Origin of the sequence: Tepidiforma sp. (assembly GCF_026419595.1) — a bacterium.
Classification (GTDB): Bacteria; Chloroflexota; Dehalococcoidia; order Tepidiformales; family Tepidiformaceae; genus Tepidiforma.
Genome location: NZ_JANZZD010000001.1, coordinates 151,303 through 177,280, shown reverse-complemented (window position 1 = coordinate 177,280; position 25,978 = coordinate 151,303). Strand labels below are relative to the sequence as shown.

Annotated in this window: 26 protein-coding genes and 1 riboswitch; of the genes, 19 read left to right on the top strand and 7 right to left on the bottom strand. The window is 70.0% G+C overall.

The window, feature by feature from the left end:
* Positions 1-55: 55 nt before the first annotated feature.
* The 13 genes from N2041_RS00865 (at position 56) to sodX (ending at position 12,599) form a co-directional block, all read left to right on the top strand.
* A complete protein-coding gene (locus N2041_RS00865) occupies positions 56-556 on the top strand; it encodes a MarR family winged helix-turn-helix transcriptional regulator (RefSeq protein WP_297674874.1) in 501 nt (166 codons plus the stop codon).
* Positions 553-1,263, top strand: coding sequence for a histidine phosphatase family protein (locus N2041_RS00860; protein WP_297674873.1), 711 nt, complete (start codon positions 553-555; stop codon positions 1,261-1,263). The genes N2041_RS00865 and N2041_RS00860 overlap by 4 nt, the downstream gene beginning before the upstream one ends.
* On the top strand, positions 1,260-2,000 hold the full coding sequence (locus tag N2041_RS00855; RefSeq protein WP_297674872.1) for a hypothetical protein: 741 nt from the start codon (positions 1,260-1,262) through the stop codon (positions 1,998-2,000). The genes N2041_RS00860 and N2041_RS00855 overlap by 4 nt, the downstream gene beginning before the upstream one ends.
* Before the next feature lie 9 nt (positions 2,001-2,009).
* Positions 2,010-2,378, top strand: a complete 369-nt coding sequence (locus N2041_RS00850) for a LysR family transcriptional regulator (protein WP_297674871.1) — start codon at positions 2,010-2,012, stop codon at positions 2,376-2,378.
* Positions 2,379-2,404: 26 nt separating this feature from the next.
* On the top strand, positions 2,405-4,168 hold the full coding sequence (gene aspS / locus N2041_RS00845) for an aspartate--tRNA ligase (protein ID WP_297674870.1): 1,764 nt from the start codon (positions 2,405-2,407) through the stop codon (positions 4,166-4,168).
* A 141-nt stretch (positions 4,169-4,309) separates the two neighbouring features.
* Positions 4,310-5,977: an ABC transporter substrate-binding protein gene (locus N2041_RS00840; RefSeq protein ID WP_297674869.1), complete on the top strand. Its 1,668-nt coding sequence runs from the start codon at positions 4,310-4,312 to the stop codon at positions 5,975-5,977.
* A 3-nt stretch (positions 5,978-5,980) separates the two neighbouring features.
* Positions 5,981-6,931 carry an ABC transporter permease gene (locus tag N2041_RS00835; protein ID WP_297674868.1) on the top strand — a complete coding sequence of 317 codons (951 nt, stop codon included), beginning with the start codon at positions 5,981-5,983 and terminating at the stop codon, positions 6,929-6,931.
* A complete protein-coding gene (locus tag N2041_RS00830; protein WP_297674867.1) occupies positions 6,928-7,908 on the top strand; it encodes an ABC transporter permease in 981 nt (326 codons plus the stop codon). The genes N2041_RS00835 and N2041_RS00830 overlap by 4 nt, the downstream gene beginning before the upstream one ends.
* Positions 7,909-7,980: 72 nt before the next feature.
* Positions 7,981-9,273 carry a trigger factor gene (tig, locus tag N2041_RS00825; RefSeq protein ID WP_297674866.1) on the top strand — a complete coding sequence of 431 codons (1,293 nt, stop codon included), beginning with the start codon at positions 7,981-7,983 and terminating at the stop codon, positions 9,271-9,273.
* Positions 9,270-9,902: an ATP-dependent Clp protease proteolytic subunit gene (locus N2041_RS00820; RefSeq protein ID WP_297674865.1), complete on the top strand. Its 633-nt coding sequence runs from the start codon at positions 9,270-9,272 to the stop codon at positions 9,900-9,902. Before tig ends, N2041_RS00820 begins: the two co-directional genes overlap by 4 nt.
* A gap of 29 nt (positions 9,903-9,931) precedes the next feature.
* Complete coding sequence (gene clpX, locus N2041_RS00815) at positions 9,932-11,251, top strand: ATP-dependent Clp protease ATP-binding subunit ClpX (protein WP_297674864.1); 1,320 nt, start codon at positions 9,932-9,934, stop codon at positions 11,249-11,251.
* A 54-nt stretch (positions 11,252-11,305) separates the two neighbouring features.
* On the top strand, positions 11,306-12,166 hold the full coding sequence (locus N2041_RS00810; RefSeq protein ID WP_297674863.1) for a VOC family protein: 861 nt from the start codon (positions 11,306-11,308) through the stop codon (positions 12,164-12,166).
* A 13-nt stretch (positions 12,167-12,179) separates the two neighbouring features.
* Positions 12,180-12,599, top strand: coding sequence for a nickel-type superoxide dismutase maturation protease (gene sodX / locus N2041_RS00805; RefSeq protein WP_297674862.1), 420 nt, complete (start codon positions 12,180-12,182; stop codon positions 12,597-12,599).
* Here the strand turns inward: sodX and N2041_RS00800 are convergent.
* Both N2041_RS00800 and N2041_RS00795 read right to left on the bottom strand, forming a co-directional pair.
* Entirely contained in the window at positions 12,524-13,027 is a 504-nt protein-coding gene (locus N2041_RS00800; RefSeq protein ID WP_297674860.1) for an NUDIX hydrolase, read from the bottom strand. The two genes, sodX and N2041_RS00800, sit on opposite strands and share 76 nt — an antisense overlap.
* Positions 13,024-13,572 carry an NADPH-dependent FMN reductase gene (locus N2041_RS00795; RefSeq protein ID WP_297674859.1) on the bottom strand — a complete coding sequence of 183 codons (549 nt, stop codon included), beginning with the start codon at positions 13,570-13,572 and terminating at the stop codon, positions 13,024-13,026. Before N2041_RS00795 ends, N2041_RS00800 begins: the two co-directional genes overlap by 4 nt.
* A gap of 55 nt (positions 13,573-13,627) precedes the next feature.
* On the opposite strand from N2041_RS00795, the gene N2041_RS00790 reads away from it, so the two are divergent.
* From N2041_RS00790 to N2041_RS00780, 3 genes are all read left to right on the top strand, one after another.
* Entirely contained in the window at positions 13,628-14,542 is a 915-nt protein-coding gene (locus N2041_RS00790) for a ribokinase (RefSeq protein ID WP_297674857.1), read from the top strand.
* Positions 14,543-14,627: 85 nt separating this feature from the next.
* The gene (locus N2041_RS00785; protein ID WP_297674855.1) at positions 14,628-15,575 is read left to right on the top strand and encodes an RING finger protein; all 948 of its coding nucleotides are present in this window, start codon (positions 14,628-14,630) and stop codon (positions 15,573-15,575) included.
* Positions 15,539-16,780 carry a tetratricopeptide repeat protein gene (locus tag N2041_RS00780; RefSeq protein ID WP_297674854.1) on the top strand — a complete coding sequence of 414 codons (1,242 nt, stop codon included), beginning with the start codon at positions 15,539-15,541 and terminating at the stop codon, positions 16,778-16,780. The genes N2041_RS00785 and N2041_RS00780 overlap by 37 nt, the downstream gene beginning before the upstream one ends.
* 12 nt (positions 16,781-16,792) lie before the next feature.
* On the opposite strand, the gene ribH is transcribed toward N2041_RS00780, so the two are convergent.
* Genes ribH through N2041_RS00765 form a run of 3 tightly spaced genes read right to left on the bottom strand, consistent with a single transcriptional unit; the run spans position 16,793 to position 19,100 of the window.
* On the bottom strand, positions 16,793-17,263 hold the full coding sequence (gene ribH, locus N2041_RS00775; protein WP_297674853.1) for a 6,7-dimethyl-8-ribityllumazine synthase: 471 nt from the start codon (positions 17,261-17,263) through the stop codon (positions 16,793-16,795).
* A complete protein-coding gene (locus N2041_RS00770; RefSeq protein WP_297674851.1) occupies positions 17,260-18,507 on the bottom strand; it encodes a bifunctional 3,4-dihydroxy-2-butanone-4-phosphate synthase/GTP cyclohydrolase II in 1,248 nt (415 codons plus the stop codon). The genes ribH and N2041_RS00770 overlap by 4 nt, the downstream gene beginning before the upstream one ends.
* A complete protein-coding gene (locus N2041_RS00765; protein WP_288020547.1) occupies positions 18,504-19,100 on the bottom strand; it encodes a riboflavin synthase in 597 nt (198 codons plus the stop codon). The genes N2041_RS00770 and N2041_RS00765 overlap by 4 nt, the downstream gene beginning before the upstream one ends.
* A 150-nt stretch (positions 19,101-19,250) precedes the next feature.
* Positions 19,251-19,384: riboswitch (FMN riboswitch) on the bottom strand.
* Between the two features lie 926 nt (positions 19,385-20,310).
* Between N2041_RS00765 and N2041_RS00760 the strand changes: the two genes are divergently transcribed.
* Positions 20,311-21,105 (top strand): hypothetical protein, encoded by a 795-nt coding sequence (locus tag N2041_RS00760; protein WP_133117616.1) that lies wholly within the window; start codon positions 20,311-20,313, stop codon positions 21,103-21,105.
* Here the strand turns inward: N2041_RS00760 and N2041_RS00755 are convergent.
* Complete coding sequence (locus tag N2041_RS00755; RefSeq protein WP_297674850.1) at positions 21,102-21,758, bottom strand: 3'-5' exonuclease; 657 nt, start codon at positions 21,756-21,758, stop codon at positions 21,102-21,104. The two genes, N2041_RS00760 and N2041_RS00755, sit on opposite strands and share 4 nt — an antisense overlap.
* 4 nt (positions 21,759-21,762) lie before the next feature.
* Complete coding sequence (locus N2041_RS00750; protein WP_297674849.1) at positions 21,763-23,028, bottom strand: MFS transporter; 1,266 nt, start codon at positions 23,026-23,028, stop codon at positions 21,763-21,765.
* Positions 23,029-23,157: 129 nt separating this feature from the next.
* Here N2041_RS00750 and N2041_RS00745 point away from each other — a divergent pair, with 129 nt between their 5' ends.
* Both N2041_RS00745 and N2041_RS00740 read left to right on the top strand, forming a co-directional pair.
* Entirely contained in the window at positions 23,158-24,603 is a 1,446-nt protein-coding gene (locus tag N2041_RS00745) for a metallopeptidase TldD-related protein (RefSeq protein ID WP_297674848.1), read from the top strand.
* Positions 24,600-25,976, top strand: coding sequence for a TldD/PmbA family protein (locus tag N2041_RS00740; RefSeq protein ID WP_297674847.1), 1,377 nt, complete (start codon positions 24,600-24,602; stop codon positions 25,974-25,976). The genes N2041_RS00745 and N2041_RS00740 overlap by 4 nt, the downstream gene beginning before the upstream one ends.
* Positions 25,977-25,978: the final 2 nt, after the last annotated feature.

Here is a 25,978-nt window from a genome sequence, read left to right as displayed (position 1 = left end):
GCCGCAATCGGTGCTAAAGTCCCCTTCGTACGACGAACCACATTCGAGGCGTGCCGTGCAGTCTCCGCCCACCTCCGAAAGCGCCGTCGACGCGGCCATCCGGCTCTTCGGCGAAACCGTCAACCTCTTCGACCCCCTCCGCTTCCGCGCGTGGGCCGAGATGGGCCTCACCACCGCCCAGCTCCGCGTCCTCTTCCTCGTCCGCGAAGCCCCCGGGGTCACCGCCGGCGAACTCGCCACCCGCCTCGGCGTCACCCCGCCGACCATCTCCGGCATCGTCGACCGCCTCGTCAAATCCGGCCTCATCCGCCGCGAAGACGACGAATCCGACCGCCGCCTCGTCCGCAACTTTCTCACCGAACAGGGCGAAGCTACCTGCTCCCGCCTCGAAACCGGCAGCGAGGTCTACACCCGCCGCATCCTCATCGAAATGCACCACGAAGACCTCGAAGCCCTCGTCCGCGGCCTCGCCGCCTTCGTCGCCGCCAGCGAATACGTGCAAAAGGTCGAGCCCAACCTCGCCGCCGTCGCCATGCCCGGGGTGAACCTCGCATGACCTCCGTCCGCCGCGTCCGCACCATTGACCTCGAAAACCCGTTCGTCGATTCGTTCGAAGGCATGGTCGAAATCCTGCTCATCCGCCACGGCGAGCAGAAGTTCTTCGAAAACATCCCCCTCGGGCAGGCCTACGACGCGCCGCTTTCCGAACTCGGCCAGAAGCAGGCCGAAGCCGTCGGCCAGCGCCTCGCGCCCGCCCGCCTCGGCCGCGTCTACTCCTCCGACATGCGCCGCGCCTACGACACCGCGAAGGCGATCGCCGTCCACCATGGCCTCGAACCCGTCGTCATCCCCGACCTCCGCGAAATCGACCTCTGGCAGCGCGCCCCGCAGGACAAGGGCCTTCTCGATATCTACACCCGCGAACAGCTCGCGGACGTCTACCGCGAGGTTACCCGCACCCGCAAGCACAGCGCCTACCCCTTCTGCGAAGACGTCGATGCTTTCCGCACCCGCGTCTTCCGCGCCATGGACCGCATCATCGAGGAGTCCATCGGCATGCGCGTCGCCGTCGTCTGCCATGGCGGCGTCATCAACGCCATCCTCAGCCAGGTCTTCGGCTCCCCCTTCGACCACCTCGTGCCGGTCCACCACACCTCCATCTCCGTCATGCGCGCCGCCGATACCCGGCGCGTCATCCTCACTATCAACGACTACTCCCACGTCATGCCGATCCAGTCGTCCCGCGGCGACCTCAACGCATGAGCCGCACGCTCGAACCGTCCCCCTCCTGGTTCGAGATCGACCCGGCCTTCTACGCCCACGGCGGCTCCTGTTTCTCCGACCTCGAAGCGGAGTACCTCGGCGAGGTCGACGGTCTCCGCGTCCTCGTCGGCCCGGTCACCCCGGAGAACCGCGCCGAAGAGGCGCTCTCGCTCGCCAACCTCGGCGCCCGCGTGACCGCCTGGGCTCCCGATGAAGCGGCCGCCGCGCCCGGCCAGCGCCTCGCCGCCGAGGCTGGCATCGACCTCGCCTGGGAATTCGGCACCCTCGAGGCCATCGCGGCCCGCGCCCCGGCCGCGTTCGACCTCCTCTACCACGCCTGGGGCGGCCTCGATGCCGTCGACGACTTCGATGCCTGGGCCGGCCATGCCGCCGCCCTCCTCCGCCCCGGCGGCCGGCTCTCCCTCTACGACCGTCACCCTTTCGCCCGCGTCGTCGGCCTCCACAAAGGCCTCCTCGTCATCTCGCGCGCCTACTTCCGCTTCCGCGACGGCGACAACCCGTGGACCCTCGCCGACCTCCTCACCGCCCTCGCCGATGCCGGCTTCGCCCTCGACGCCTTCGAAGAGATCGCTGGCTCCGAGCGGTATCGAACCGACATCGACCGCCTCCCCGGCCTCAGCTGGGAGCAGCGCTTCCGCGTCCCCTCCGCCATGATCGTCACGGCATCCCTCGCCTTCCACCCGCAGCCGGTAGCTGACGCCCCCGCCCCGCAGTAGGCTGGGGCCATGGGCGAGTTCGTCCCCCGTTACAAGCTCTGGCTCGAGTCGGCCGACGGCCTCGTCATGTCCGATTACCGGCTCCGCCTGCTCGCCCTCATCGCCGAGACCGGCTCCCTCGCCGCGGCCGCCGCAGCCATGGGCCTCTCCTACCGTCGCGCCTGGGGCAAAGTCAAAGAGCTCGAGGCGAACCTCGGCCACCCGCTCGTCCGCTCCGAAGTCGGCGGTGCCGGCGGCGGCCACACCGCCCTCACCCCGGAGGGCGCCCGCCTCGTCGAGGCCTACGACCGCTTCCGCCGCCGCGTCGAGGCCGCCGTCCAGGCCGCCTTCGCCGAGGAGCTCGGCCCGCTCGCCGGCGAACCCCGTCCCACCGCGTAAGCACGCCCTCGGCTACCCTGTAGCCCATGCTCAAGGATGCCTACTGCGGCGAACTCCGCCGCGCCGACGAAGGCCGCCGCGTCACCCTCGCGGGCTGGGTCCACCGCCGCCGCGACCACGGCGGCCTCATCTTCATCGACCTCCGCGATACCTCCGGCATCGTCCAGGTCGTCTTCAATCCCGATACCCCCGAAGCCCACGCCGTCGCCCACCGCGCCCGCACCGAATGGGTTCTCCAGGTCGAGGGCACCGTCGCGCTGCGCAGCCCCGCGACCGTCAACCCCAACCTCCCGACTGGCGAAGTCGAAGTCATCCCCTCCGCCTGCACCGTTCTCGCCGAGGCTCAGACGCCGCCGTTCTACATCAACGAACCCGCCGACGTCGACGAGCACCTCCGCCTGAAGTACCGCTACCTCGACCTCCGCCGGCCCGAAGTCGCCCGCGTCATCAAGCTGCGCCACGAGGTCGTCCGCTTCATCCGCGACTACCTCAGCAGCCGCGGCTTCTGCGAAATCGAAACCCCCACCCTCATCAAGAGCACCCCCGAGGGCGCCCGCGACTTCCTTGTCCCCGCCCGCATCCGGCCCGGCACCTTCTTCGCCCTCCCCCAGTCGCCGCAAATCCTCAAGCAGCTCCTCATGGCGGCCGGCTTCGAAAAATACTTCCAGCTCGCCCGCTGCTACCGCGACGAAGACTTCCGCGCCAACCGCGTCGCCGAGCACACCCAGCTCGACCTCGAAATGGCCTTCGTCGACGAAAACGACGTCATGGGCCTCGTCGAAGACCTCTACGTCGAAATCCTCTCCCGCTTCGGCGCCGCGAAACTTCCCTCCCGCACCATCCCACGCCTCTCCTACGCCGAGTGCATCGAGAAGTACGGCATCGACCGGCCGGATCTTCGCTACGGCCTCGAGTTCGTCGACATCTCCGAACCGCTCCGCGGCACCGCCTTCCAGGTCTTCGCCGGCGCCCTCGCCGCCGGCGGCCAGGTCAAAGCCATCCGCGTCGAAGGCCAGGCCGGCATGACCCGCCGCGACATCGACGAATTGACCGCCATCGCCCGCGGCGGCGGCGCGAAAGGCCTCGCCTACATCGGCTTCATCCCCGGCGAACTCCGCTCCCCCATCGCCAAGTTCCTCACCGCAGACGAGCTCGCCGCCATCCGCGCCCGCACCGGCGCCCGCGACGGCGACATGCTCTTCATCGTCGCCGACCAGCCCGCCGTCGTCGCCCGCTCCCTCCACGAGGTCCGCGACGAGCTCGGCACCCGCCTCGGCCTCAAAGACCCGTCCATCTACCGGATGGCCTGGGTCACCGGCTTCCCGCTCCTCGAATGGCGGCCCGAAGACCAGCGCTGGGATGCCACCCATAACCCCTTCAGCGGCTTCCTCCCCGAGCACGAACCCCTGCTCGATACCGACCCCGGCGCGGTCATCGCCCGCCAGTACGACCTCATCCTCAACGGCGCCGAGATCGGCGGCGGCTCCATCCGCATCAACAACCGCCGCCACCAGGAGAAAGTCTTCAGCCTCATGGGCTACACCCCCGAGGAGCAGCAGGAGCGCTTCGGCGTCATCCTCGATGCCCTCGATTACGGCGTCCCGCCCGAAGGCGGCGTCGGCATGGGCATCGACCGCCTCATGATGTCCCTCGTCGGCACCGACAACATCCGCGACGTTATCGCCTTCCCCAAGGCCTCCTCCGGCACCGACCCGCTCATGGGCGCGCCCTCGCCCGTCGACCCCAAACAGCTCGAAGAGCTCGGCATCCGGGTCATCGCCCCGGCGTAAAGCGTTCTTTTCCCGCCGTGGTGAGCGGATGCATCCCCTGAGCCCGCCGCGGCGTGTACGCTTGTAGGCCATCCGGGGCCCGCGACCGCCGCCTCCCCGGGTGCCCGCCTGCGCAAACCGCTGACGCTGGGAGTCTGCCCGATGTCGAACCGCATGCTCGCCCTCATGATGGGCGTCGTCGCTTTCCTCATCCTCGCCGTCGGCGTCGTCTTCGTCATCGCCCTCGCCGGCGGCGGCGGCGATGACGGCACCGCACCGCCCAGCGGCGGCTCCGAAAACCGCCCCGGCGCATCCGCCGGCGGCATCTGCAAGGGCAACTCCCTCATCATCCCGGGTTCCCAGCCCAACACCGTCCTCGACCCCATCCAGGTCGTCGATGTCTCCACCAGCGAATACGTCGTCGAAATCTTCGGCGGCCTCGTCACCCTCGACCCCGACCTCGAGGTCGTCGGTGACATCGCCGAGAACTGGGAGGTCACCAACGGCGGCCGCACCTACACCTTCCGCCTCCGCGACAACGTCGTCTTCCATACCGGCAACCAGCGCCGCGTCACCGCAGAAGACGTGAAGTATTCCATCGAGCGCGCCGCCGACCCTGCCAACGCCTCCCCCACCGTCGTCGCCTACCTCGGCAACATCGTCGGCCTCAAAGACCGCTTCCAGGGCCGCGCCCCCTCCGTCTCAGGCGTCAAAGTCATCGATGAGCGCACGCTCCAGATCGACCTCATCGAACCCTCCGACTACTTCATCTTCGAACTCACCTACCCCGTCTCCTTCGTCGTCGACCGCCAGCAAATCGAATCCGACCCGCGCAACTGGACCCGCAACCCGAACGGCACCGGCCCCTTCCGGCTCGCTGAATTCAAGCCCGCCGAGCGCATCCGCCTCGTCAAGAACCCCCGCTACCACCTCGGCGCCCCCAAGGTCGATGAGGTCATCTTCCAGCTCGGCGGCGGCTCCCTTCTCACCCAGTACCAGAACGATGAAATCCACATGACGCCGCTCCCGGCCTCGCTCCTCGACTCCATCGTCGACGGCTCCAACCCGCTCTCGAAGGACTACCGCTCCTACCCCGGGCTCGCGACCTTCTACTTCACCCTCAACCCCAACAAAGCCCCGTTCGATGACCCGAAGGTCCGCCAGGCCTTCGCCATGTCCATCGACCGCGAGACCATCAACACCGTCCTGCTCTTCGACTACTACGAAGTCGCCGGCGGCATCGTGCCCGGCGCCATGCCCGGCCGCTCCAGCAGCGTCAAGACCTACGCCTACGACCCCCAGCGCGCGAAGCAGCTCATCGCCGAATCGAAGTACGCGAACAGCATGCCCCGCATCGTCCTCACCTACGCCGGCACGGGTGCCGCCCCCGGCGACCTCCTCGTCGCCATCCAGGAGAACTGGCAGCAGGTCCTCGGCGTCACCGTCGAACTGCAGGCCATCGATACCGCCGCCTTCCTCCGCGAACAGCGCCAGGGCAACTTCCAGATCCAGAGCGAAGGCTGGTCCGCCGACTACCCGGATCCCGAAAACTTCCTCGGCAAGCTCTTCGCCAGCGATAGCCCGCTCAACTACACCAAGTACAGCAACCCCGAGGTCGATGCCCTCCTCAAGCAGGCCCGCGTCGAAACCAACCGCGAGCGCCGCTACCAGCTCTACGGACAGGCCGAGCAGAAGATCATCGACGACGCCTCCATCATCCCGACCTTCTGGTCCGTCGAACACATGCTCGTCAAACCCTGCGTCAAAGGCCTGCCCGATGCCCCGATGACCATCCCGAAGTTCCGGTACGTCGAAATCAAGGAGCCGTAGACCGTGGCACCGGGCCTCGCCGGCTACATCGTTCGTCGGCTGCTCTGGGCGATACCGGTCCTCTTCGCCATCTCCGTCATCGTCTTCTACATGCTCCGCCTCGCCCCCGGCGACCCGGTCGATTCTCTCCTCGGCCAGCGCTACCGCGAGGAGGAGGCCGCCCTCATCCGCAAGAAGTACGGCTACGACCAGCCGATCCACGTCCAGTACGTGAAGTACATGCAGCACCTCCTGCAGGGCGACCTCGGCGTCTCCACCCGCCACCAGTCCTTCACCGTCTCCGAGATCATCATCCCGAAGATCTGGGTCTCCACCCGGCTCGGCCTCCTCGCCCTCGCCATCAGCTTCTTCCTCGGCATCTCCGCCGGCATCTACGCCGCCCTCGCCCGCGGCACCTTCCTCGACCCCCTCACCATCTCGTTCTGGCTCGCCATCGATGCCGTCCCGATCTTCGTCGCCGTCCCATTCCTGCAGTGGCTCTTCGCCGTCAAGCTCGACCTCGTCGGCCTGAGCTGGCAGGGCTTCACCAGCCCCAACATCATCCTCCCCATCCTCATCCTCGCCCTGCCCGGCACGGCCGGCATCGCCCGCTTCGTCCGCGCCTCCGTCCTCGGCGTCCTCCGCGAGGACTATATCCGCACCGCCCGCGCCAAGGGCCTCCCCGAGCGCATCGTCGTGGTCCGCCACATCGCCCGGAACGCGCTCCTCCCGCTCATCACCATCATCGGCCTCTCCCTCCCCGGCGTCGCCGGCGGCTCCCTCATCGTCGAGCAGCTCTTCGGCATCCCCGGCATCGGCGCCGAGAGCTTCGAGGCCGTCCTCGCGCCCGATTTCGATGTCATCCTCGCCCTCGTCCTCTTCGGCTCCATCCTCTTCGTCCTCGCCAACATCCTGATCGACATCCTCTACGCGGTCATCGACCCGCGAATCCGCCTCGGGGCCCAGCGCGGATGAGCACCGCCGTCGCCGCCTCCGACCCGCTCGCCTTCGAAACCGCCGCGGCCGCGCCCCGGCGCCGCTTCATCCGCCAGCTCCTGCGGAAGAAGCTCGCCGTGCTCGCGATCGTCTACCTCGCCATCTTCTACGCTTGCGGCATCTTCGCCCCCCTCATCGCTCCCCACGACCCCTACCAGCAGAACCTCACGCCCGGCGCGACCCGGCAGGGGCCTTCCGCGGAGCACTGGCTCGGCACCGACGCCCTCGGCCGCGACCTCGCCAGCCGCGTCATCTACGCCGCCCGCACCACGGTCGTCTTCACCGTCGTCGTCCTCATCAGCGGCAGCCTCGTCCTCGGGCTCGGGCTCGGCCTCCTCGCCGGCTACCGCGGCGGCTGGGTCGATACCCTCATCATGCGCGTCGGCGAAGTGCTCGCCGGGCTCCCGACGCTCCTCCTGATGCTCGCCATCACCGCCGCTTTCCGCACCCGCATCAACGACGTCGCCTTCTGGCTCCAGGACAACACCTTCCTCGGCAACGACGCCCGCACCTTCGTGAAGTTCAGCATCATCGTCTTCGCCACCGTCCCCTTCGCCTGGATCGGCACGAGCCGCATCGTCCGCAGCCAGGCCCTCGCCATCCGCGAAGAGACCTACGTCCTCGCCGCCGAAGCCATGGGCGCATCGTCGTGGCGCATCATCTTCCGCCACATCCTCCCCGGCGTGCTCCCGCTCTTCGTCGTCGGCGTCTCCGCCGGCATGGCCGGCACCGCCGGCGCCGAGGTCACGCTGAGCTTCCTCGGCCTCGGCATCGACCCGCCCACTGCCAGCTTCGGCTCGCTCATCGCCGCCGGCGCCGGTCCCCAGACGTTCGAGCGCTACCCCCACCTGCTCCTCGCGCCCGCCATCCCCGTCACCCTCTTCTTCTTCGCCTGGAACCTCCTCGGCGACGCCCTCGTCGACCTCCTCGAGCCGCGCACCCAGGCCCTCCGCTGAAGGCCGGCGGCCCGCCCGAAAGCCCCAGCGGACCCGTTTGCTATACTCGAACCCGGAGGAACGTTTCAGCCCGTGAAGGTAACGCTCGAGCGGCTGCCCGAAAGCCGCGTCAAACTCGAAATCGAAGTCGATGACGAGCGACTCGAACGGTCGCTCGATGCCGCCTACCGCCGCATCGCCCGGCGCAACCGCTTCCCCGGCTTCCGCCCGGGCAAAGCCCCCCGCGCCATCGTCGAGCGCGCCTACGGCCGCCAGGGCCTCATCCGCGAAGCCCTCGATACCCTCGTCCCCGACGTCTACAACGAAGCCATCGAAGCCGAGGACGTCCCCGCCATCGGCCAGCCCGAGCTCGAGATCGACTCCCTCGAGCCGCTCCGCTTCAAGGCTATCGTCCCCGTCCGTCCCTCGGTCGAACTGAACGACTACCGCAGCATCCGCGTCGAGCGCGAGACCGTCGAAGTCACCCCCGAAATGGTCGACGAGCAGCTCGAGACGCTCCGCAAGCGGCACGCCACCCACGTCCCCGTCGACCGGCCCGTCCAGTGGAACGACATCCTCATCGCCGATGTCTCCGCCACCATCGACGGCGAAGAAGTCCTCCGCGACGACCGCGCCGAATTCCAGCTGCGCGAAGGCGAAACCCTCTTCGTCGAAGGCCTCGCCGAGGCGTTCCTCGGCCTCGAAAAAGGGAAGTCCCGCACCTTCGACATCGAATTCCCGGCCGACTTCCGCATCGAGCGCTTCCAGGGCAAGACCGCGACCTTCACCATCACCGTCCACGAGGTGAAGGAAGAGCAGGTCCCCCCGCTCGATGACGAGTTCGCCCAGTCCATCAACGCCGACGAGTTCCCGACGCTGCAGGCGCTCCGCGACCGCATCGAGGCCGACCTCCGCCGCAGCCTCGAGGAAGCCGCCGAGAACCGCTTCCGCGCCGCTGCCGTCGATAAGCTCGTCGAAACCGCCACCATCGAATACCCGCGCATCCTCGTCGAGCACGAAATCGACCACCTCATCCGCGATGCGATGGGCAACGACCGCCAGCAGTACCTCGCCTACCTCCAGACCATCGGCCGCACCGAGCAGGAGTTCCGCGAGACCTGGCGGGAGGCCGCCGAGACCCGCGTCAAGCGCTCGCTCGTGCTCGAAGCGCTCGCAGAGGCTGAAGGCATCGACGTTTCGGCCGAAGAGATAGAACAGGAGCTCGATTCGCTGGTCGCGCCCATGGGCGACGATGCCGAACGGTTCCGCCAGATGTTCGCCACCGAAGAGGGGGTCGCCACCATCCGCCGGAACTTGCTTTCGCGGAAGACCCTCGAACGCCTCAGCGCCCTTGCCCGGGGCGAACTCCAGGAGGAACAGGCATGAGCCAGCAGCAGCCCCCGCGCGTCCACCCGCTCATCTACGACGTCATCCCCACCGTCATCGAATCCGGCCCCCGCTCCGAGCGCGCCTTCGATATCTTCTCGCTCCTCCTCAAAGAGCGGATCGTCTTCCTCGGCACCCCCATCGACGATCAGATCGCCAACCTCATCGTCGCCCAGCTCCTCTACCTCCAGCGCGAAGATCCCGAGCGCGACATCTCGCTCTACATCCACTCTCCCGGCGGCGTCATCACCGCCGGCCTCGCCATCTACGACACGATGCAGCTCATCGAGCCCGACGTTTCCACCATCGCCGTCGGCCAGACGGCCTCCATGGCCACCGTCCTCCTCTGCGCGGGCGCGAAGGGGAAGCGCTACGCCCTCCCCAACGCCACCGTCCACATGCACCAGGCGCTCGGCGGTGCGCGCGGCCAGGCGGCCGATATCGAAATCGCTGCGAAGGAAATCCTCCGCAACAACGAAATCATCCGGAACATCATCGCCAAGCACACCGGCCAGCCCGTCGAACGCGTCACCCGCGATTTCGACCGCGACTTCTACCTCGACGCCGAGGGCGCCAAGGAGTACGGCTTCGTCGACGAACTCCTCCGCCCCGTCGCGGAATCCAACTAGCCAGCACACGCAGAGGGGACACCACCGCCTTGGCCACCAACCGAACCAACCGCGTCCAGTACCACTGCTCCTTCTGCGGCAAGAGCCAGGACCAGGTCCGGCGCCTCATCGCCGGCCCCGGCGCCGTCTACATCTGCGACGAATGCGTCGACCTCTGCCGCGAAATCATCGATGAGGAGAACGGCCAGGCCGCGACCGGTTCCGCCAGCCGCCAGGGCAGCGTCACCCTCCAGAACGTCCCGCCCCCGCGCAAGATCTACGAGCACCTCAACGAGTACGTCATCGGGCAGGATCAGGCCAAAAAAGTCCTCTCCGTCGCCGTCTACAACCACTACAAGCGCATCGGCCAGCCCGCCGACGGCGACATCGAACTCGAAAAATCCAACATCCTCCTCGTCGGCCCCACCGGCGTCGGCAAGACCTACCTCGCCAAGACCCTCGCCAAGCTCCTCGACGTCCCCTTCTCCATCGCCGACGCCACCGCCCTCACCGAAGCCGGCTACGTCGGCGAAGACGTCGAGAACATCCTCCTCCACCTCATCCAGGCCGCCGACTTCGATATCCAGAAAGCCGAGCGCGGCATCATCTACATCGACGAAATCGACAAAATCGCCCGCAAAGGCGATAACCCCTCCATCACCCGCGACGTCTCCGGCGAAGGCGTCCAGCAGGCCCTCCTCAAGATCATCGAAGGCTGCATCGCCAACGTCCCGCCGCAGGGCGGCCGGAAGCACCCCCACCAGGACTTCCTCCAGATCAACACCGCCAACATCCTCTTCATCTGCGGCGGCGCCTTCGAAGGCCTCGAGAACCACATCGAAAAGCGCCTCACCCGCGACCACGTCCGCCTCGGCTTCCAGGCCGCGCAGCGCGGCGGCTTCCGCGGCCAGAAGCGTAAAGACGAACTCCTCGCCCACGTCACCCATGACGACCTCCTCGAATTCGGCCTCATCCCCGAATTCGTTGGCCGCCTCCCCATGGTCGTCGGCCTCCAGTCGCTCGATGAGGACGCCCTCGTCCGCATCCTGACCGAGCCGAAGAACGCGCTCGTCAAGCAGTACCAGCGCTACTTCGCGATGGACGGCGTCGAACTCGTCTTCACCGACGACGCCCTCCGCGCCGTCGCCGACCTCGCCATCAAGCACAAGACCGGCGCCCGCGGCCTCCGCACCGTCCTCGAAGAGACGCTCATGGACGTGATGTACGAGATCCCCGGCCGCACCGACATCAAGAAGTGCGTCGTCAACGCCGATTGCGTCATCAACAAGACGCGGCCGCTCCTCCTCACCCGCGGCGGCCAGGCGGTCGACCTCTCCACCTCCGGCGAAGGCGTCCGCGAACCCGCCTGACCCCTGCCGCACCTGCCCCTCCCTGTGCTTCAATAGCCCTGCCGGAGGTGCGCCATGCTCACCCGTCTCGACCGCATCCAGCTCGTCGTCTCCGACCGCATCGAGGCTGCCGAACGCTTCCAGGCCCTCTTCGGCGCCCGCCGCCTCGCCGAGGACGGCACCGCGACCCTCGCCGCCCGCCGCACCACCCTCCAGGCCGGCGCATCCCTCATCGAGCTCCTCACCCCCACCGGTCCCGGCCCCGTCCAGGAGTTCGCCGACCGCTGGGGACAGGGCCTCTTCGGCGTCGGCTTCGCCACGCCCTCCATCGAGGCCATGGCCGCCCGCCTCGATGCCAACGGCGTCCCCTTCTCCGCCGAGCACGGCGTCCTCTACCTCCGCGAAGCCCGCTACGGCATGCCGACCGTGATCGTCCCCGATACGCCGCGCGACCCCGTCGGCGATATCCGCGCCATCTACGAAGTCACCAACCCCGTCGCCGACTGGCGCGAAGCCGCCGACTACTACACCCGCATCTTCGGCCTCGAACCGGCGCACTTCTGCCCCATCCGCAGCGAGCTGTACGGCTACGAAGGCGTCCTCACCCTCTTCGACCCGCCCCGCCGGCTCGACCGCATCGAAATCACCCAGACCTTCGGCGGCGGCGCCATGGACCGATTCTTCCGCCGCCGCGGGCCTTCGCTCTACATGTGCTACCTCGAAACTGACGACGTCCCGATGCTCGAAGCGCGGCTCGAAGCTCTCAACCTGCCCTGGGCGCCCGCCGAGGGCCGCCCGCCGGGCACCAACCTCTTCATCCACCCGAAGGCCCTCTTCGGCATGCTCGTCGGCGTCTCGAAGACGAACTTCGCGTGGCTCTGGAGCGGCCGCCCCGACCTCAGCGGTGCCCCGGAAGGCACGCCGCTCATCCACTGACCGGGATTGCCGTATGCGCCTCCTCGCAGGTGTCCTCCTCATCGCTGTCGCCGCCGGGTACCTCAGCCGCCGCTTCCAGCGCATCGCCGTCGAGGGCGAGAGCATGCGCCCGGCCCTCCGCCCCGGCGACTGGGCCATCGTCGACCGCCGCGCCTACCGCACCCACCCGCCGCGCCCCGGCGATGTCGTCATGGCCCACGACCCCCGCGACTTCGATCGGCTCCTCGTGAAGCGCGTCGCCCGCGTCCATGCCGACGGCAGCCTCGACCTCCGCGGCGACAACGCCGCCGCCAGCACCGACAGCCGCGCCTTCGGCCCGGTGCCGCCCTACCTCATCGACGGCCGCGTCGTCGCCCGCTACTGGCCGTGGCCCTCCATCGCGAGGCGGCGCAGCACCAGCGCGTCCGTCGGGAACGCCAGCTCCGGCGGCTGAGCCGGGTCGAACCACCCCAGCTCGCTCAGCTCGCCGTCGGCCGGGTGCAGCTCGCCGCCAGTCACCCTGCCCGAAAACCAGATGCCGACCGTCAGCCGGTCCGGGTCGTGGAAGTTGCTGTGCACCTCGTACACGCCGGATAGCTCGACCTCGAGGCCCGTTTCTTCCCGGAACTCGCGGATGGCCGCCGCCCGCACCTCCTCTCCCCACTCCAGCCGTCCGCAGGGGATGCACCACAGCCCTGCCCGCCGGCCGCCGGCGCGCCGCCCCAGCAGGACCCGCCCCTGCGTATCCCTGACGATGACGGCCACGCCGACGCCCGGGTACCGCGCCTCCCGGTAGCTGCAGGCCGGGCACGGGCTCGCCGGGTCATCCAGCCCTGCCGGCCGCTGTTCGCCGCAGGCCGGGCAGAAGCGCCAGCCGCTCACGGCCCCGGCAGCCGCCCCTCGGCCCGCAGCCGGCAGAGCGCGAGGAGCGCCGCGGCCGCCCGCCGCGCGAGGTCGGCGGCCGCCGGGGTCGCCGGCTCGACGCCTTTGCCCCATGCCTCGCCGGAGCGCGAGACCACGACGTTCGGCCCGCCGGCTACCCCGCCGATGTGCCGCATCACCCGCGTCACGTCCGTGGCCGCGGGCTCCGCATCGCCGCCGGCCACCGCCACGACGAGAAACGGCTTCCCGCCCGCCTCCGGCGCGTCGATGAAGTCCAGCGCGTTCTTCAGCCCGCCCGGCATCGCGCCGTGGTACGAAGGCGTCGCGATGACGAAGCCGTCGGCCGCCCGGCACGCCTCCCGCCATGCCGCCACGCTCGGCGGCAGCTGGTCCGTCGGCCGCCCGTCCAGCAGCGGCAGCGTCCCGATGTCGAACGTCTCGCACGCCGCGCCGTCCGCCGTCAGCAGGCCGAGCACGTGCTGCAGCGCGCGGTCCGCCGTGCTCCCCGGCCGAATCGCCCCGTTGATGCCAAGAATCCGAACCATGCCCCGGAGCCTACGCGCCCTCGGGCTCCCGCGCGAGCCGCGCTACACTCCTCCCGTGGCCCGCATCGCCGTCGTCGGCTCCCTCATGATGGACCTCGTCGTCCGCGCCCCGCGGCCGGCGCTCCCCGGCGAATCCCTCATCGGCCGCTCCTTCGCCACCTTCGTCGGCGGCAAAGGCGGCAACCAGGCCGCCGCCGCGGCCCGCCTCGGCGCCTCGGTCGCGATGGTCGGGGCCGTCGGCGCCGACCCCTTCGGCGAGGCCATCCTCGCCAGCCTCGCCGCCGATGGCATCGACACCGCCTTCGTCCGCCGCCTCGAGGGCGAAGGCACCGGTGTCGCCGTCCCGGTCGTGTTCGACGACGGTTCGAACCTCATCTACGCCCTGCCCCGCGCGAACCTCGCTCTCGCGCCGGCCGACGTCGAGACCGCCCGAACCGTCATCGAAGCTGCCGACGTCCTCCTCGTCCAGTTCGAGGTCGCTCCCGAGGCCACGCTCGCCGCTCTCCGCATCGCCCGCGCAGCCGGCGTGCGCACCATCCTCAACCCGGCGCCGATCGCGCCCCACCCGGGCGAGGTGTTCGCCCTCGCCGACCTCCTCGTCCCCAACGAAGTCGAGGCCGCCGCTCTCTCCGGCGCCGCAGGCGAGCCCGTCGAAGCGCAGGCCGCCGCCCTCCGCGCGCTCGGGCCGCAGGACGTCATCATCACGCTCGGCGAGCGCGGCGCGCTCATCGCCATCGAAGCCGGGCTGCGGCCGGTCCCCGCCCCGCGCGTCGAGGCCGTCGATACCGTGGGCGCCGGCGATGCCTTCTGCGGCGCGCTTGCCGTCCGCCTCGCCGCCGGCGCTACCCTCGAAGAGGCCGCCGCCTACGCCTGCCGGGCTGCCGCGCTCGCCTGCACGAAGCCCGGAGCCGCCGCCTCCCTCCCATCGTTCGATGAAGTCGAAGAATTTACACGGCGGTTGCCCGCCTGAACGGAACCTTTCGCCCCCGGCCGGCGTTTCGTCTTGAAGAAGGCGATCGCGATACCGATACTGGGAGGCGCCCCGGGGTCCCAGCTTGAGCGTTCAACAGCGATTCTGCCCCCTGTGTGACCGCGCATTCGACGACGGCGAGGCGGTGCTCCGCTGCACCGGCTGCGGCGTCCTGCACCATCCCGGCTGCTGGGTCGCGAACAACGGCTGCGCCACCCAGGACCCCCACCAGTCGACGCCCCAGGCGATGGCCTACCCCGGCGCCTCGCGGCCCCCGGGCGAACCGGCGCCCCACCCGGGCGAAGGCACCCGCACCGTGCACCAGCCCCCCGTCGGCGGCCCGATCCCCTTCCCCCAGCCGGCCCCGCGAGAATCCCAACCGGCCGCAGCGCCGCCCCCCGCTGCAGCTGCTCCCGAGCCGGTCATCGGCGCCGGGTTCGTCCGCCGCCAGCTGCCCGAAGACGTCGCCCCGCCCATCGGCAGCGGCCCGCGCCGCTACCAGCCCCCGCGCGACGAGCCCCTTCCCCGCAAGCCGCTGCCCCGCATCTACGACCGCCACCGCTGGCTCGGCTACTGGTACATCCCGGCCGCGGTGCTCCTCGCCATCGGTGTCGCCTTCGGCCTCATCTGGGCCATCGGGCAAATCACGGGTGACGACGCCGCCTTCCCCGCCCCGTCGCCCACCGCGGCCGCCGGCGGCCAGCAGGGTCCGACGCCGACGCCGCCCGCCTTCGCCACCCCGTCGCCCTCGCTTTCCCCCGGCCCGGGCTCGCCGACCCCCGCCGTGACCGCCTCCGTCGGCCCGGGCCGCTTCACGGCCGGCCAGCGCCTCCTCGTCACCGGCACCGGCGATTGCCTGAACGTCCGCACCAGCCCCGGCACCGAAAACGACGCCATCGTCTGCCTCCAGGACGGCGCCGAGGTTCGTGTCACTGGCGGGCCCCAGCAGGCCGGCAACTTCACGTGGTGGAAAGTCCAGACATCGCTGGGTGAAGGATGGGCGGTCGAAAACTACCTCACCCCCGCGCCCTGACGGCGCTGCTGTTCCTGCTGCTGCCGGTCCTCGCCGCCGGCTGCGCCTGCGCGACCGGCGAAACCCTCGCCACGCCGGTCCCCTCCCCGGCCGCGGACACCTCGCCGACGCTCGCCCCGCCGCCCTCACCAACCCCCACGCCGGACCCCGTCGGCCCGCCCCCGCGCGATATCCCCGAGGCCCGCGCCGCGCTCGACCGCCTGGCGCGCACCATCGGCGCCTGTAGCCCTGCCGTCGCCGAGCGCTGGCAGCTCGCCTGCCTCCAGGGCGACATCGACGGCGACCTCGCCTCCGACACCGTCGTCCTCCTCCCGCTCAGCCAGCCGGCCCCCGTCGGCCCTTACCCCGGCGTCGTCCTCGCCAACCTCTCGACGGCCCCCGGCTTCGTCGCGCTCAGCCCGCCGGGCGCTGCCGATACCTCCATCCTCGGCCGCGCCGTCTTTTCCGTCGCCGACCGCGACGGCCGGCCGCGGCCGGAGGTCGCCTTCCTCGAAAACCTCTGCACGGCCAGCCGCTGCGCGAGCCTCGTCCGCGTCTACACGTGGGACGGCGCCACCTGGCGCGATATCGGCCCCGCCGACCAGGGCATCGTCGGCATCGACCGCGTCGGGTTCGAGGGTACAGGCGCCGCGACCGCCATCGTTCTCCACAGCCAGCCGGCCTCCAGCCTCGCCGCCGGGCCCGCCCGCGGCGGCACCTACCGGTACACCCTCTCCAGCGGCCGCTTCACGGCCCTCCAGGCCGACCTCGACCCGCCCGTGTTCCTCTTCCACGCCATCGCCGATGCCGATGCCCTCTTCGAGCGCGGCCAGTGGCGCGAGGCCATCGCCGCCTACGAACGCGCCATCGCCGACCGCACCCTCCGCGACTGGAAGTTCGAAAACGGCCGCGGCGCATCGCGCGATGCCCTCGTCAGCTACGCCCTCTTCCGCATCGCCGTCGCCGCCGCCGCCAGCGGCGACGACGCGAACCCCGCCATCGACCGCGTCATCCGCGAGGCGAAGGAGCCCGTCTTCCTCAACGCCGCCGAGGCCTTCCGGAAGGGCTACCAGGAGCGCGAATCCGTCACCGGCGGCTGCCTCGAAGCGACCCGCTACCTGGCCACCACCGGAGCCGGCATCGATACCCCGGGCTACGTCCAGCGGCTCATGGACCACGGCTACGCCAACCCGCAGTACACCTACCGCGACATCTGCCCCCTGTAGGGGCGGCCGGGCTCAGCCGGTCAGCAGCCTCCGCAGGTTCGCCATCTCGATCGCTGCCTGCGCCGCCTCTTCGCCCTTGTGCCCGTCTTTGCCGCCAGTCCGCGAAAGCGCCTGCTCGACCGTATCCACGGTGAGCACGCCGAAAATCACCGGCACGCCCGTCGATTGCGCCGCCTGCCGAATGCCTTCGGCCGCGCCGCCGGCGACGTACTCGAAATGCGCCGTTTCGCCGCGGATGACCGCGCCGAGGCAGATCACCGCGTGGAACCGGCCCGAGCTGGCTGCCCAGGTCGCCGCCGTCGGCAGTTCGAACGCGCCCGGCACCCACGCGACCGTCACCGCGTCGTCCGCCAGCCCGCGGTCGCGCAGCACCTTCTCCGCGCCCTCGAGCAGCCGCCGCGTCACGAACTCGTTCCAGCGCGACACGACGATGCAGACCCGCAGGCCGGCGCCGTCCAGCGCCCCCTCCAGCACCCGGCTCATGCGCCGCCCTCCACCACGAGCGACTCGAGCCCGTCGAGCAGGTGGCCCATCCGTTGCCGCTTCGTCTCCAGGTAGCGGATGTTGTGCGGGTTCGGCGTCGTCAGGATCGGCACCCGCTCCACCACTTCGAGCCCGTACGCTTCGAGGCCCGCACGCTTCGCCGGGTTGTTCGTGATCAGCCGCATCTTGCTCACGCCGATGTCCCGCAGGATCTGCATCCCGATGCCGTAATCGCGCCGGTCCGCCGGGAAGCCGAGCGCGAGGTTCGCGTCCACCGTGTCGAGGCCGCGCTCCTGCAGCTCGTACGTCCGCAGCTTGTTGTGGAGCCCGATGCCGCGCCCCTCCTGCCGCATGTAGAGGAAGACGCCGCCCTCCTCCGCGATCATCTTCAGCGCCTTCTCCTTCTGCTCCCCGCAGTCGCACCGCAGCGACCCGAACACGTCGCCCGTCACGCACTGGTCGTGCACCCGCACCAGCGTCGGCTTCTCCGGGTCGATGTCGCCCTTCACCAGTGCGACGTGCTCATCCGGCTGCCCTTCGGCCCGGTAGCCGAGGATCATCATCTCCCCGTACGGCGTCGGCAGCCGCGTCTCCGCCACCCGCGTCACCAGCCGCTCCGTCCGCAGGCGGTACCGGATGATGTCGTTCACGGTCACGATGCGCAGCCCGTGCCGCCGGGCGAACCGCTTCAGGTCCGGCATCCGGGCCATCTGCCCGTCCATCTTCATGATTTCGCAGATGACGGCCGCCGGGTACAGCCCCGCCAGCTTCGCGAGGTCGACGCTCGCCTCCGTCTGCCCGGCCCGCACCAGCACGCCGCCCTTCCGCGCCCGCAGCGGAAACATATGTCCCGGCCGCGCGAGGTCCTCCGGCCGCGTCGCCGGGTCGATCAGCACCTGCACCGTCCGCGCACGGTCCGCCGCGCTGATCCCCGTCGTCACCCCCGTCCGCGCCTCGACCGAGACCGTGAACGGCGTCCCGAACCCCGACGTGTTCGAACGCGGGTCCACCATCAGCGGCAGCTGCAGCTCATCGCACCGCTCCTCCGTCAGCGAACAGCAAATCAGCCCCCGCCCATACTTCGCCATGAAGTTGATGTGGTCCGGCGTCACGAACTGCGCCGCGATGCAGAGGTCGCCTTCGTTCTCCCGGTCCTCGTCGTCCGTGATGATCACGAACTTCCCGCGCCGGTACTCCTCGACCGCCTCCGGCACCGTCGCCATCACCGGGTCGCGCTCCGTCATTGCCCTGCCTCCTGCGCGCGCGCCTCGAGCAGCGCGTCGATGTAGCGCGCCATGATGTCCGTTTCCAGGTTCACCCGGTCGCCTGGCTTCCGTCCCACGAGGTTCGTGTGCTCCTGCGTGTACTGCACCAGCGAAACCGAGAAGCTCTCCGCGTCCTTCGCGATGATGGTCAGGCTGATGCCGTCGATGCACACCGGCCCCTTCACTACCATGTACCGCAGCAGCTCCCGCGGCGCCCGCACCCGGACCACGACCGCATCACCCTCCGGCGTGAACGAATCGATCGTCCCCGTGCCCTCGACCACCCCCCGCACGATGTGCCCGCTCAGGCGGTCTGTCGGGCGGCACGACCGCTCCAGGTTCACCCGGTCCCCGGGCCGCAGCTCACCGAGGTTGCTCCGACGGTACGTCTCCGGCATCAGGTTCGCGAAGAACGTGTCCCCGGCGATCTCCGCCACCGTCAGGTCCACCCCGTTGATGGCAATCGAGTCGCCGAGCTTCGTGTCCTGCAGGATGAGCGGTGCGCGGATGCGCAGCGTCCCCTCGCCCGCCTCCACCACCTCGCCAACCTCTTCGATGATTCCCGTGAACATCAGCCGTGCCCCTCGCCCGCCGGATGGCTGATGTCACCTTGCGCTGCTGCCATCGATGCCTGGCCCCCGGGTCCGTAGTCGCGATCTCCCCGGGGCAGACGGGCATACGACGGCGACCGCCGACCGGCGCCGCGCATAGCGCAGCGCCAGCCCTGTTCTCTCCCATCCGGACTGTTACCGTCGGCCCCGGGATTCCACCGGGTCAGCCCCTCGCCGCGCCAGCGGCTCGGGGGTCGCGGGCTCTCACCGCCGGTGGGGAATTGCACCCCGCCCCGAGAACATCACCTGTATCGTTCGCCTTGGGCTAAGGGTTGTCAAGGGGCCAGCGCCCGCTGCCGGCGCCCCTCGCTCACCGTTGCCGAGCCCTTGACCCCCCCCAATTTGTGGCTAGCATGACGAAAATTATGCACCGGAGGTCGCCCATGAAGCGAGTGGCTGTCATCGTTGCTTGTGCGACAGTCACGCTCGCGTCGTTCACGGCAGAACGGAGCGCTGGGGCACTTGCGACGCAGGTCTGGGTAATGCCAGCCCATCAGAACGGCGGTGCTTCCGTTGCTGATTATGGACTGCATTTCGACGACTACGCGGGCCTCGGAGCCTATGACTACTCTGGGTCGCTCTCGCTTTCAACACCGGTCTACGTCCGGGCGATGGCACCCGTCACGCAGGCGTATCCCGTCCGGTACTGGTACTTCCTTGCCGAGGACTGCCGCGTGCGGGCCCGCATGCAGCGCCTGGTCGCAGGGACCTGGGTCACCGATTACGACCACGACATTGACATCCTTCACGTTTCCACGGCCTCTGTGAGCTCCGGGTACACATCAGCCGTCAGCTCCGCAGGGCAGTGGCTTGCTTCCGTCGTTGCCAATCCGGGGTATTGTGGGACGAGCGCGCTCCACCTTCATATGGCCATGCGGCCCTCAGCGTACGTGGCCGTCGTGGATAAGACGGACGACACGTGCTGGGCGAACGGTTCAGAATGTTCGGTAATGGGCGGCAAATCAGTGGGGCTGCATGGACCTTCGGCTACGTCGTGCCCCGGATATCGTGTCGGCTCGACCATCAACCGGTCGGGCGGGGTTGGCTATTCCCCGTCATGGATTCCCTACTCCTGTCAGAACTGGTCCTTACGCTGGCGCTCGCCCGACACGCCAGCGTTCGAAGCACATTGAGCGGCCGGGCAGTGGCGCCCGGCGAAAGGAACCGCGCCATGGCTTCATCGAACATCTCGTGGAGGCACCCCCGGCAGCTTGCGCTGACGGCAGCCGCACTCGCCGCGGTCATCATCGCCGCCGGCGCGCTCCTCTGGAACGCGAGGAGCGGCAGCAGCGAGCAGCCGCCGGTGTCTGCAGCCCCGACGCCTACGCCCGGCCTTCTCTCCGGAGTCCCCGCTGACCCCGTTGGGGCGCTTTCCCGGCTGCAGCAGGAAGCTCCTGCGGCGGCTTCTGCCCTCGATGGGCTCCTCCGCGGCGACCCGGCAGCGACGCTCTCCCGCCTTCGCACCCTGTCGGTCGCCTGCGAAACGATCATGGTGCGCGGCGAAACAGACTGCACGCGCCTCGGCGTGGCCCCCGGCACCGTCATCCGAAAGGTGACGCTCGACCGGCGGCCGAACGGCTTCTGGGCTGATGAAGCCGATGCTCGCAGGGCGGTCGAGTACCTCCTGGCAGGCCCGGTGCCGCGGCTCGACCTCCTCGCCACTATGGCGGATGGCACCACGCTGGCGATCCTCGGGATCGAACCGCGCGACCCGTTCGACGTCCCCGGCGGGCCTGTGCAGGCCTCCCGCCCCGAGAACCGGGTTGCACGCCTCCAGGTTCACATCGCTCCGGACGGGACCATCCTCGGGATCGCTCAGGCCACGTTCTCGACGCCCCCGCTCGAGGTGATCCGCTACGACGAGCACAACGGCATCGGCAGATACACCATCCGCTACGCCTCGCCCGAGCTCCGGCAGCAGGAGGCGGACTTCGCGGCAGGGCTCGCGGACGCCAGCAGGCCTTAGCGTTCCCTCTCGGCCGTCAGCCGGGCGACCCGTTCCACCAGCTTCACGAGCACGTCGTACGTCGCGTAGGCGTCCGCGAGCGCCCCGTGCTCGCCCATCCTGCCGATGCCGAGCCGGTCGGCCACGTGCCCGAGGTTGAACCGGTCCACCTCGCCGTTCCCCCTCAGCAGCGCGCGGGCAATCGCCTGCACGTCGACCGCTGCCAGTGCGAACGGCCACGGTTCGCCCAGCTGCCGGAACGCCTCCGCGAGGAACGCGAGGTCCTGCGCCATCCCCCATCCCGTGACGATGGCGTCACGGCCTACCGCGGCGAACCGGTCCATCGCCGCCTCGAGGTCGAGCGCCGCCTTCCACGCCTTCGGCGAATACCCGACGACCTTCAGCGCCGCCGGCACCGCGTTCCCGATCCGCTTCGGCCGCACCCGCGCCCCCCACGCCTCCTCCTCCGGCAGCCTCGGCGCCAGCGAAGCGCGCACCCCGGCGATATCAAGGATCTCGTGCATCTGTGGGTTTGGCCCCGACATCTCGAGGTCGACCACGTACAGCGCCGCCGTCCCCGCGAGCTCGCTCAGCGCGGCCGGCTCGCCGGTCGGCCGCCCCTCAGGGTCGAGCCGCCGCAGCCCCATCGCGAGCACTTCGTGCAGCCGGCTCACCACCCTACACCCTCCGCAGCTCCCGGCTCCCGACCGCCAGCGCGAACGTCAGCCCGGCGGCCGCCAGCATCCAGCCCAGCACGGTGTGCGGCGCGCCCCAGCGGTCGATCATCGCCCCCATCAGCAGTCCCGCGAACGGCGTCATCCCCCACGTCATCGTCTGGAGCGCCACCACCCGCGACCGGAACTCCGGCGCCGCCTTCATCTGCATCAGCGACGCATTGAACGCGGCGTAGATGCTGTGGAACACCCCCGCCACCACAAGCGCCCCGACGGCCAGCCAGAGGTGCCGCGCGAACGTGAACGAGGCCACCGAAAGGCAGTAGAACAGGCAGGTCCACATCATCGCCGGACCCAGCCGCGGCCGGTTCGAAGTCGCCGCCACGATCGCCCCGCCCGCCAGCGACCCGAGCCCCACCGCCCCCGCGAGGAAGCCGTACGCCTCCGCGCCCTCGTGCAGCACGTCCTTCGCGAACACCGGCAGGAAGCTCACGTACGGGTAGACGAGCACGCTCGGCAGCACCGCCATCCCCACGATGAGCGTCATCCGCCGGTCGCGCATCACGTACGCCAGCCCCCGCCCGACGCTGACGAACGCGTTCTCCTTCGCCTCGGCGAGCTCCGGCTCGAACCGCGGCAGCCGGGCCGTCAGCACCAGCGAGACGACGAGGCAGCCCGCCTGCACTTCGAACGTGCCCTGCGTGCCGATGAGCCCGATGAGCGCCCCGCCGATCGCCGGCCCGATGACCCGCATCGCGTTGCCGCCCAGCGCGTTCAGCGCCACCGCGTTCGTCATCTCTTCCGGCCCCACCGTATCGAACACCAGCAGGCTCCGGATCGGCCCGGCCAGCGCCTCCACGATGCCCGCCAGCGCTGCCAGCAGGTACACCATCCACAGCTCGATGTGCCCCGTACCCACCAGCACCGCCAGCAGCACCGCGATCGCCGCGCTCACCGCCGTGTACACCATCAGGAGGCTCCGCCGCTCGTAGCGTGCCGCGAACACCCCGCCGAACGGCGACACCAGCACGAGGAACGCCCCCCGCAGCAGCGCCACCACCGCGAGGTTCGTCGCCGAGCCGCCGAGGTCGTTCACCACCAGCCAGCCCTGCCCGATGGTCTGCACCCACGACCCGACCTGCAGCGCCATCGTCGAAAACAGCAGGACCCGGAAATCGCGGTGCCGCAGCGAGGCCAGCGGCCGGCCGGGCGCAGTCAGCCCCCCCGCCCGGGGGCTCCGTTCGGCCGCAGGGACAGCACCGGAGGACAAGCGAAAGCTCCGGGCGCAGGGGCGCCCTGTCGTTCGATCCTGCACAATCACCGGCCAACGCTCCACCCGTCCCGTCCCCCCGCCCCCGGCCTGTTACGATCGGATCACCGTCACAGGAGCCGACCCGCTATGTCCGACCCTGCCCTCGCCGCACTCCAGTTCTTCCGCGACCGCTTCGCCATCGACCCCTCGGTCACGTCGAGCCTCCTCTCCGTCGCCCTCTCCCGCGGCGGCGACTTCGCCGAGCTCTACTTCGAACACCGCACCAATAGCGCCATCACGTGGGAGGACCAGCGCGTCAAGTCCGCGACCCGCACGGTCTCGCAGGGCCTCGGCATCCGCGTCGTCCGCGGCGACGCCATCGGCTACGCCTACACCGAATCCTTCGAGTTCGACGCGATGCGCCGCGCCGCCGAGACCGCCGCCCGCATCTCCGCCGGCGAACGGACCGCCCCGCCCATCGACGCCACCCCGTTCCTCTCCGGCGCGACGTACTACGACATCGACCATCCCCTCGTCGCCGAGCCGGCCGCCGCCAAGGTCGCACTCCTCGAGCGCGCCGACCGCGCCGCGCGCAGCTACGACCCCTCCATCGCCCGCCTCGACGCCTCCATCGGGGACGAGCTGAAGTACATCCTCATCGCCCGCAGCGACGGCAAAATCGTCGGCGACGTCCAGCCGCTCATCCGATTCAACGTCTCCGCCCTCTCCCAGCGCGGCGAAAGCCGGCAGGTCGCCCGCCAGGGCGGCGGCGGCCGCATGGGCATCGAATACTTCGAGCGTGTGACCACCCCGGAAGAGCTCGCCCGCGAAGCCGCCCGCCAGGCCGTCCTCCAGCAGGACGCCGCCGAAGCCCCCGCCGGCACCCTCCCCGTCGTCCTCGCTGCCGGCGACAGCGGCGTCCTCCTCCACGAAGCCGTCGGCCACGGCCTCGAAGCCGATTTCAACCGCAAAGGCACGAGCAACTACACCGGCCGCATCGGCCAGCCCGTCGCCAGCCCCCTCGTCACCGTCGTCGATGACGGCACCATCGCCAGCTCCCGCGGCTCCATCAACGTCGATGACGAGGGCAACCCTTCCGGCCGCAACGTCCTCATCGAAAACGGCGTCCTCCGCGCCTACCTGCAGGACGAAATCTCCGCCCGCCACTTCGGCGTCGCGCCCTCCGGCTCCGGCCGCCGCCAGTCGTTCAAGGACTACGTCATGCCCCGCATGACCAACACCTTCATGCTCCCCGGCGAGGACACCCCGGAGGACATCATCCGCTCCGTCGACCGCGGCATCTACGCCGTCTCCTACTCCGGCGGCCAGGTCAACATCTCCAACGGCGATTTCGTCTTCTCCGTCACCGAGGCCTACCTCATCGAGAACGGCCGGGTCACCGCACCCCTCAAGAACGTCATGCTCATCGGCAACGGCCCCGACGTCCTCTCGAAGGTCACCCGCGTCGCCAACGACTACCGCCTCTCCGACGGCCGCTGGACCTGCGGCAAGGATGGCCAGTCCGTCCCCGTCGGCGTCGGCATGCCCACCGTCCTCGTCTCCGGCATCACCGTCGGGGGGACGAAGCTGTGACCGCCCGCGCCGCCGAGGGCGTCTCCGCGCTCGACATCGCGCGCCGCGCCGTCCAGCTCGCCCGCCGCGCCGGCGCCGAGCAGTGCGACGCCATCGTCGTCGCCGGCAGCGAAAGCACCGTCACCGTCCGCCTCGGCGAGATCGAAAAACTCATCGAAGCCGGCTCCATTGGCCTCGGCCTCCGCGTCATCCAGGGCGGCCGGACCGCCATCTGCGCGACGTCCGACCTCGCGCCCGATGCCCTCGAGCGCTTCGCCGCCGAGACCGTCGAGCTGGCCGCCATCAGCGCCCCGGACGAATACGCCGGCCTGCCCGACCCGGCGCTCTTCGGCAGCGCGCGGGATGCCGCGGCCCTCGGCCTCTACGACGAACGCATCGAAGCCCTTTCCCCCGACGAGAAGATCCGCCTCGCGCGCGAATGCGAGGCCGCGGCCCTCGCCGCCGACCGCCGCATCACCAACAGCGACGGCGCCACCCTTTCGACCCGCGTCAGCGAGGTCGCGCTCGTCAACTCCCTCGGCTTCGAAGGCAGCTACCCGGCCACCTCCATTTCCCTCGTCGCCGAGGCGATCGCCGACGACGCCGAGGGGAAGAAGCGCCCCGGCTACTGGTTCTCCGCTGAGCGCTCCCTCTCCCGCCTCGGCGACCCCGCGGAGGTCGGCCGCATCGCTGCCCGCCGCGCCGTCGACCAGCTTGGCGCCCGGAAGCCGGCCACCGCCCGCGTCCCGGTCGTGTTCGAGCCGATGATGGCTGTCTCGCTCCTCGGCCACCTGGCCGCCTGCGCCACCGGCGATGCGCTTTACCGCGGCGCCACCTTCCTCGCCGGCCGCGAAGGCCAGGCACTCGCCTCGCCCCTCGTCACCATCGTCGATGACCCGCTCCTGCCCGGCCGTTTCGGCACCCGCCCGTTCGACGGCGAAGGCGTCGCCGCCCGGCGCAACGTGCTCGTCCAGGCCGGCCGCTTCGAAGGCTTCCTCTTCGACTGCTACACCGCCCGCCGCCTCGGCCGGGCCACCACCGGCAGCGCCGCCCGCGGCCTCGAATCCGCGCCCGCGCCGTCCTCCTCCAACCTCGTCCTCGAACCCGGCAGCCTCGACCCGGCCGATATCCTCCGCGGCATCCCGCAGGGGCTCTACGTCACTGCCCTCATGGGCGCCGGCTTCAACCCGGCCACCGGCGACTACTCCCGCGGCGCGGCCGGCTTCTGGATCGAAGACGGCCAGCTCGCCTACCCCGTCTCCGAGGTCAACGTTTCCGGGAACCTCGCGCAGATGCTCGCCGACATCGATGCGGTGGGCAGCGACCTCGCCTGGTTCGGCGCTGCCGCTGCCCCCACCATCCGCATCCGCGAGATGACCGTCTCCGGCCGGTGAAC

Coding starts and splice junctions, on each gene's coding strand:
- N2041_RS00855 (WP_297674872.1), top strand. CDS start 1,260: ATGAGCCGCACGCTCGAACCGTCCCCCTCCTGGTTCGAGATCGACCCG.
- aspS (WP_297674870.1), top strand. CDS start 2,405: ATGCTCAAGGATGCCTACTGCGGCGAACTCCGCCGCGCCGACGAAGGC.
- N2041_RS00795 (WP_297674859.1), bottom strand. CDS start 13,572: ATGGTTCGGATTCTTGGCATCAACGGGGCGATTCGGCCGGGGAGCACG.
- N2041_RS00745 (WP_297674848.1), top strand. CDS start 23,158: ATGTCCGACCCTGCCCTCGCCGCACTCCAGTTCTTCCGCGACCGCTTC.
- N2041_RS00840 (WP_297674869.1), top strand. CDS start 4,310: ATGTCGAACCGCATGCTCGCCCTCATGATGGGCGTCGTCGCTTTCCTC.
- N2041_RS00850 (WP_297674871.1), top strand. CDS start 2,010: ATGGGCGAGTTCGTCCCCCGTTACAAGCTCTGGCTCGAGTCGGCCGAC.
- N2041_RS00765 (WP_288020547.1), bottom strand. CDS start 19,100: ATGTTCACGGGAATCATCGAAGAGGTTGGCGAGGTGGTGGAGGCGGGC.
- N2041_RS00830 (WP_297674867.1), top strand. CDS start 6,928: ATGAGCACCGCCGTCGCCGCCTCCGACCCGCTCGCCTTCGAAACCGCC.
- N2041_RS00770 (WP_297674851.1), bottom strand. CDS start 18,507: ATGACGGAGCGCGACCCGGTGATGGCGACGGTGCCGGAGGCGGTCGAG.
- N2041_RS00760 (WP_133117616.1), top strand. CDS start 20,311: ATGGCTTCATCGAACATCTCGTGGAGGCACCCCCGGCAGCTTGCGCTG.
- sodX (WP_297674862.1), top strand. CDS start 12,180: ATGCGCCTCCTCGCAGGTGTCCTCCTCATCGCTGTCGCCGCCGGGTAC.
- N2041_RS00860 (WP_297674873.1), top strand. CDS start 553: ATGACCTCCGTCCGCCGCGTCCGCACCATTGACCTCGAAAACCCGTTC.
- N2041_RS00780 (WP_297674854.1), top strand. CDS start 15,539: ATGGGCGGTCGAAAACTACCTCACCCCCGCGCCCTGACGGCGCTGCTG.
- ribH (WP_297674853.1), bottom strand. CDS start 17,263: ATGAGCCGGGTGCTGGAGGGGGCGCTGGACGGCGCCGGCCTGCGGGTC.
- N2041_RS00820 (WP_297674865.1), top strand. CDS start 9,270: ATGAGCCAGCAGCAGCCCCCGCGCGTCCACCCGCTCATCTACGACGTC.
- N2041_RS00810 (WP_297674863.1), top strand. CDS start 11,306: ATGCTCACCCGTCTCGACCGCATCCAGCTCGTCGTCTCCGACCGCATC.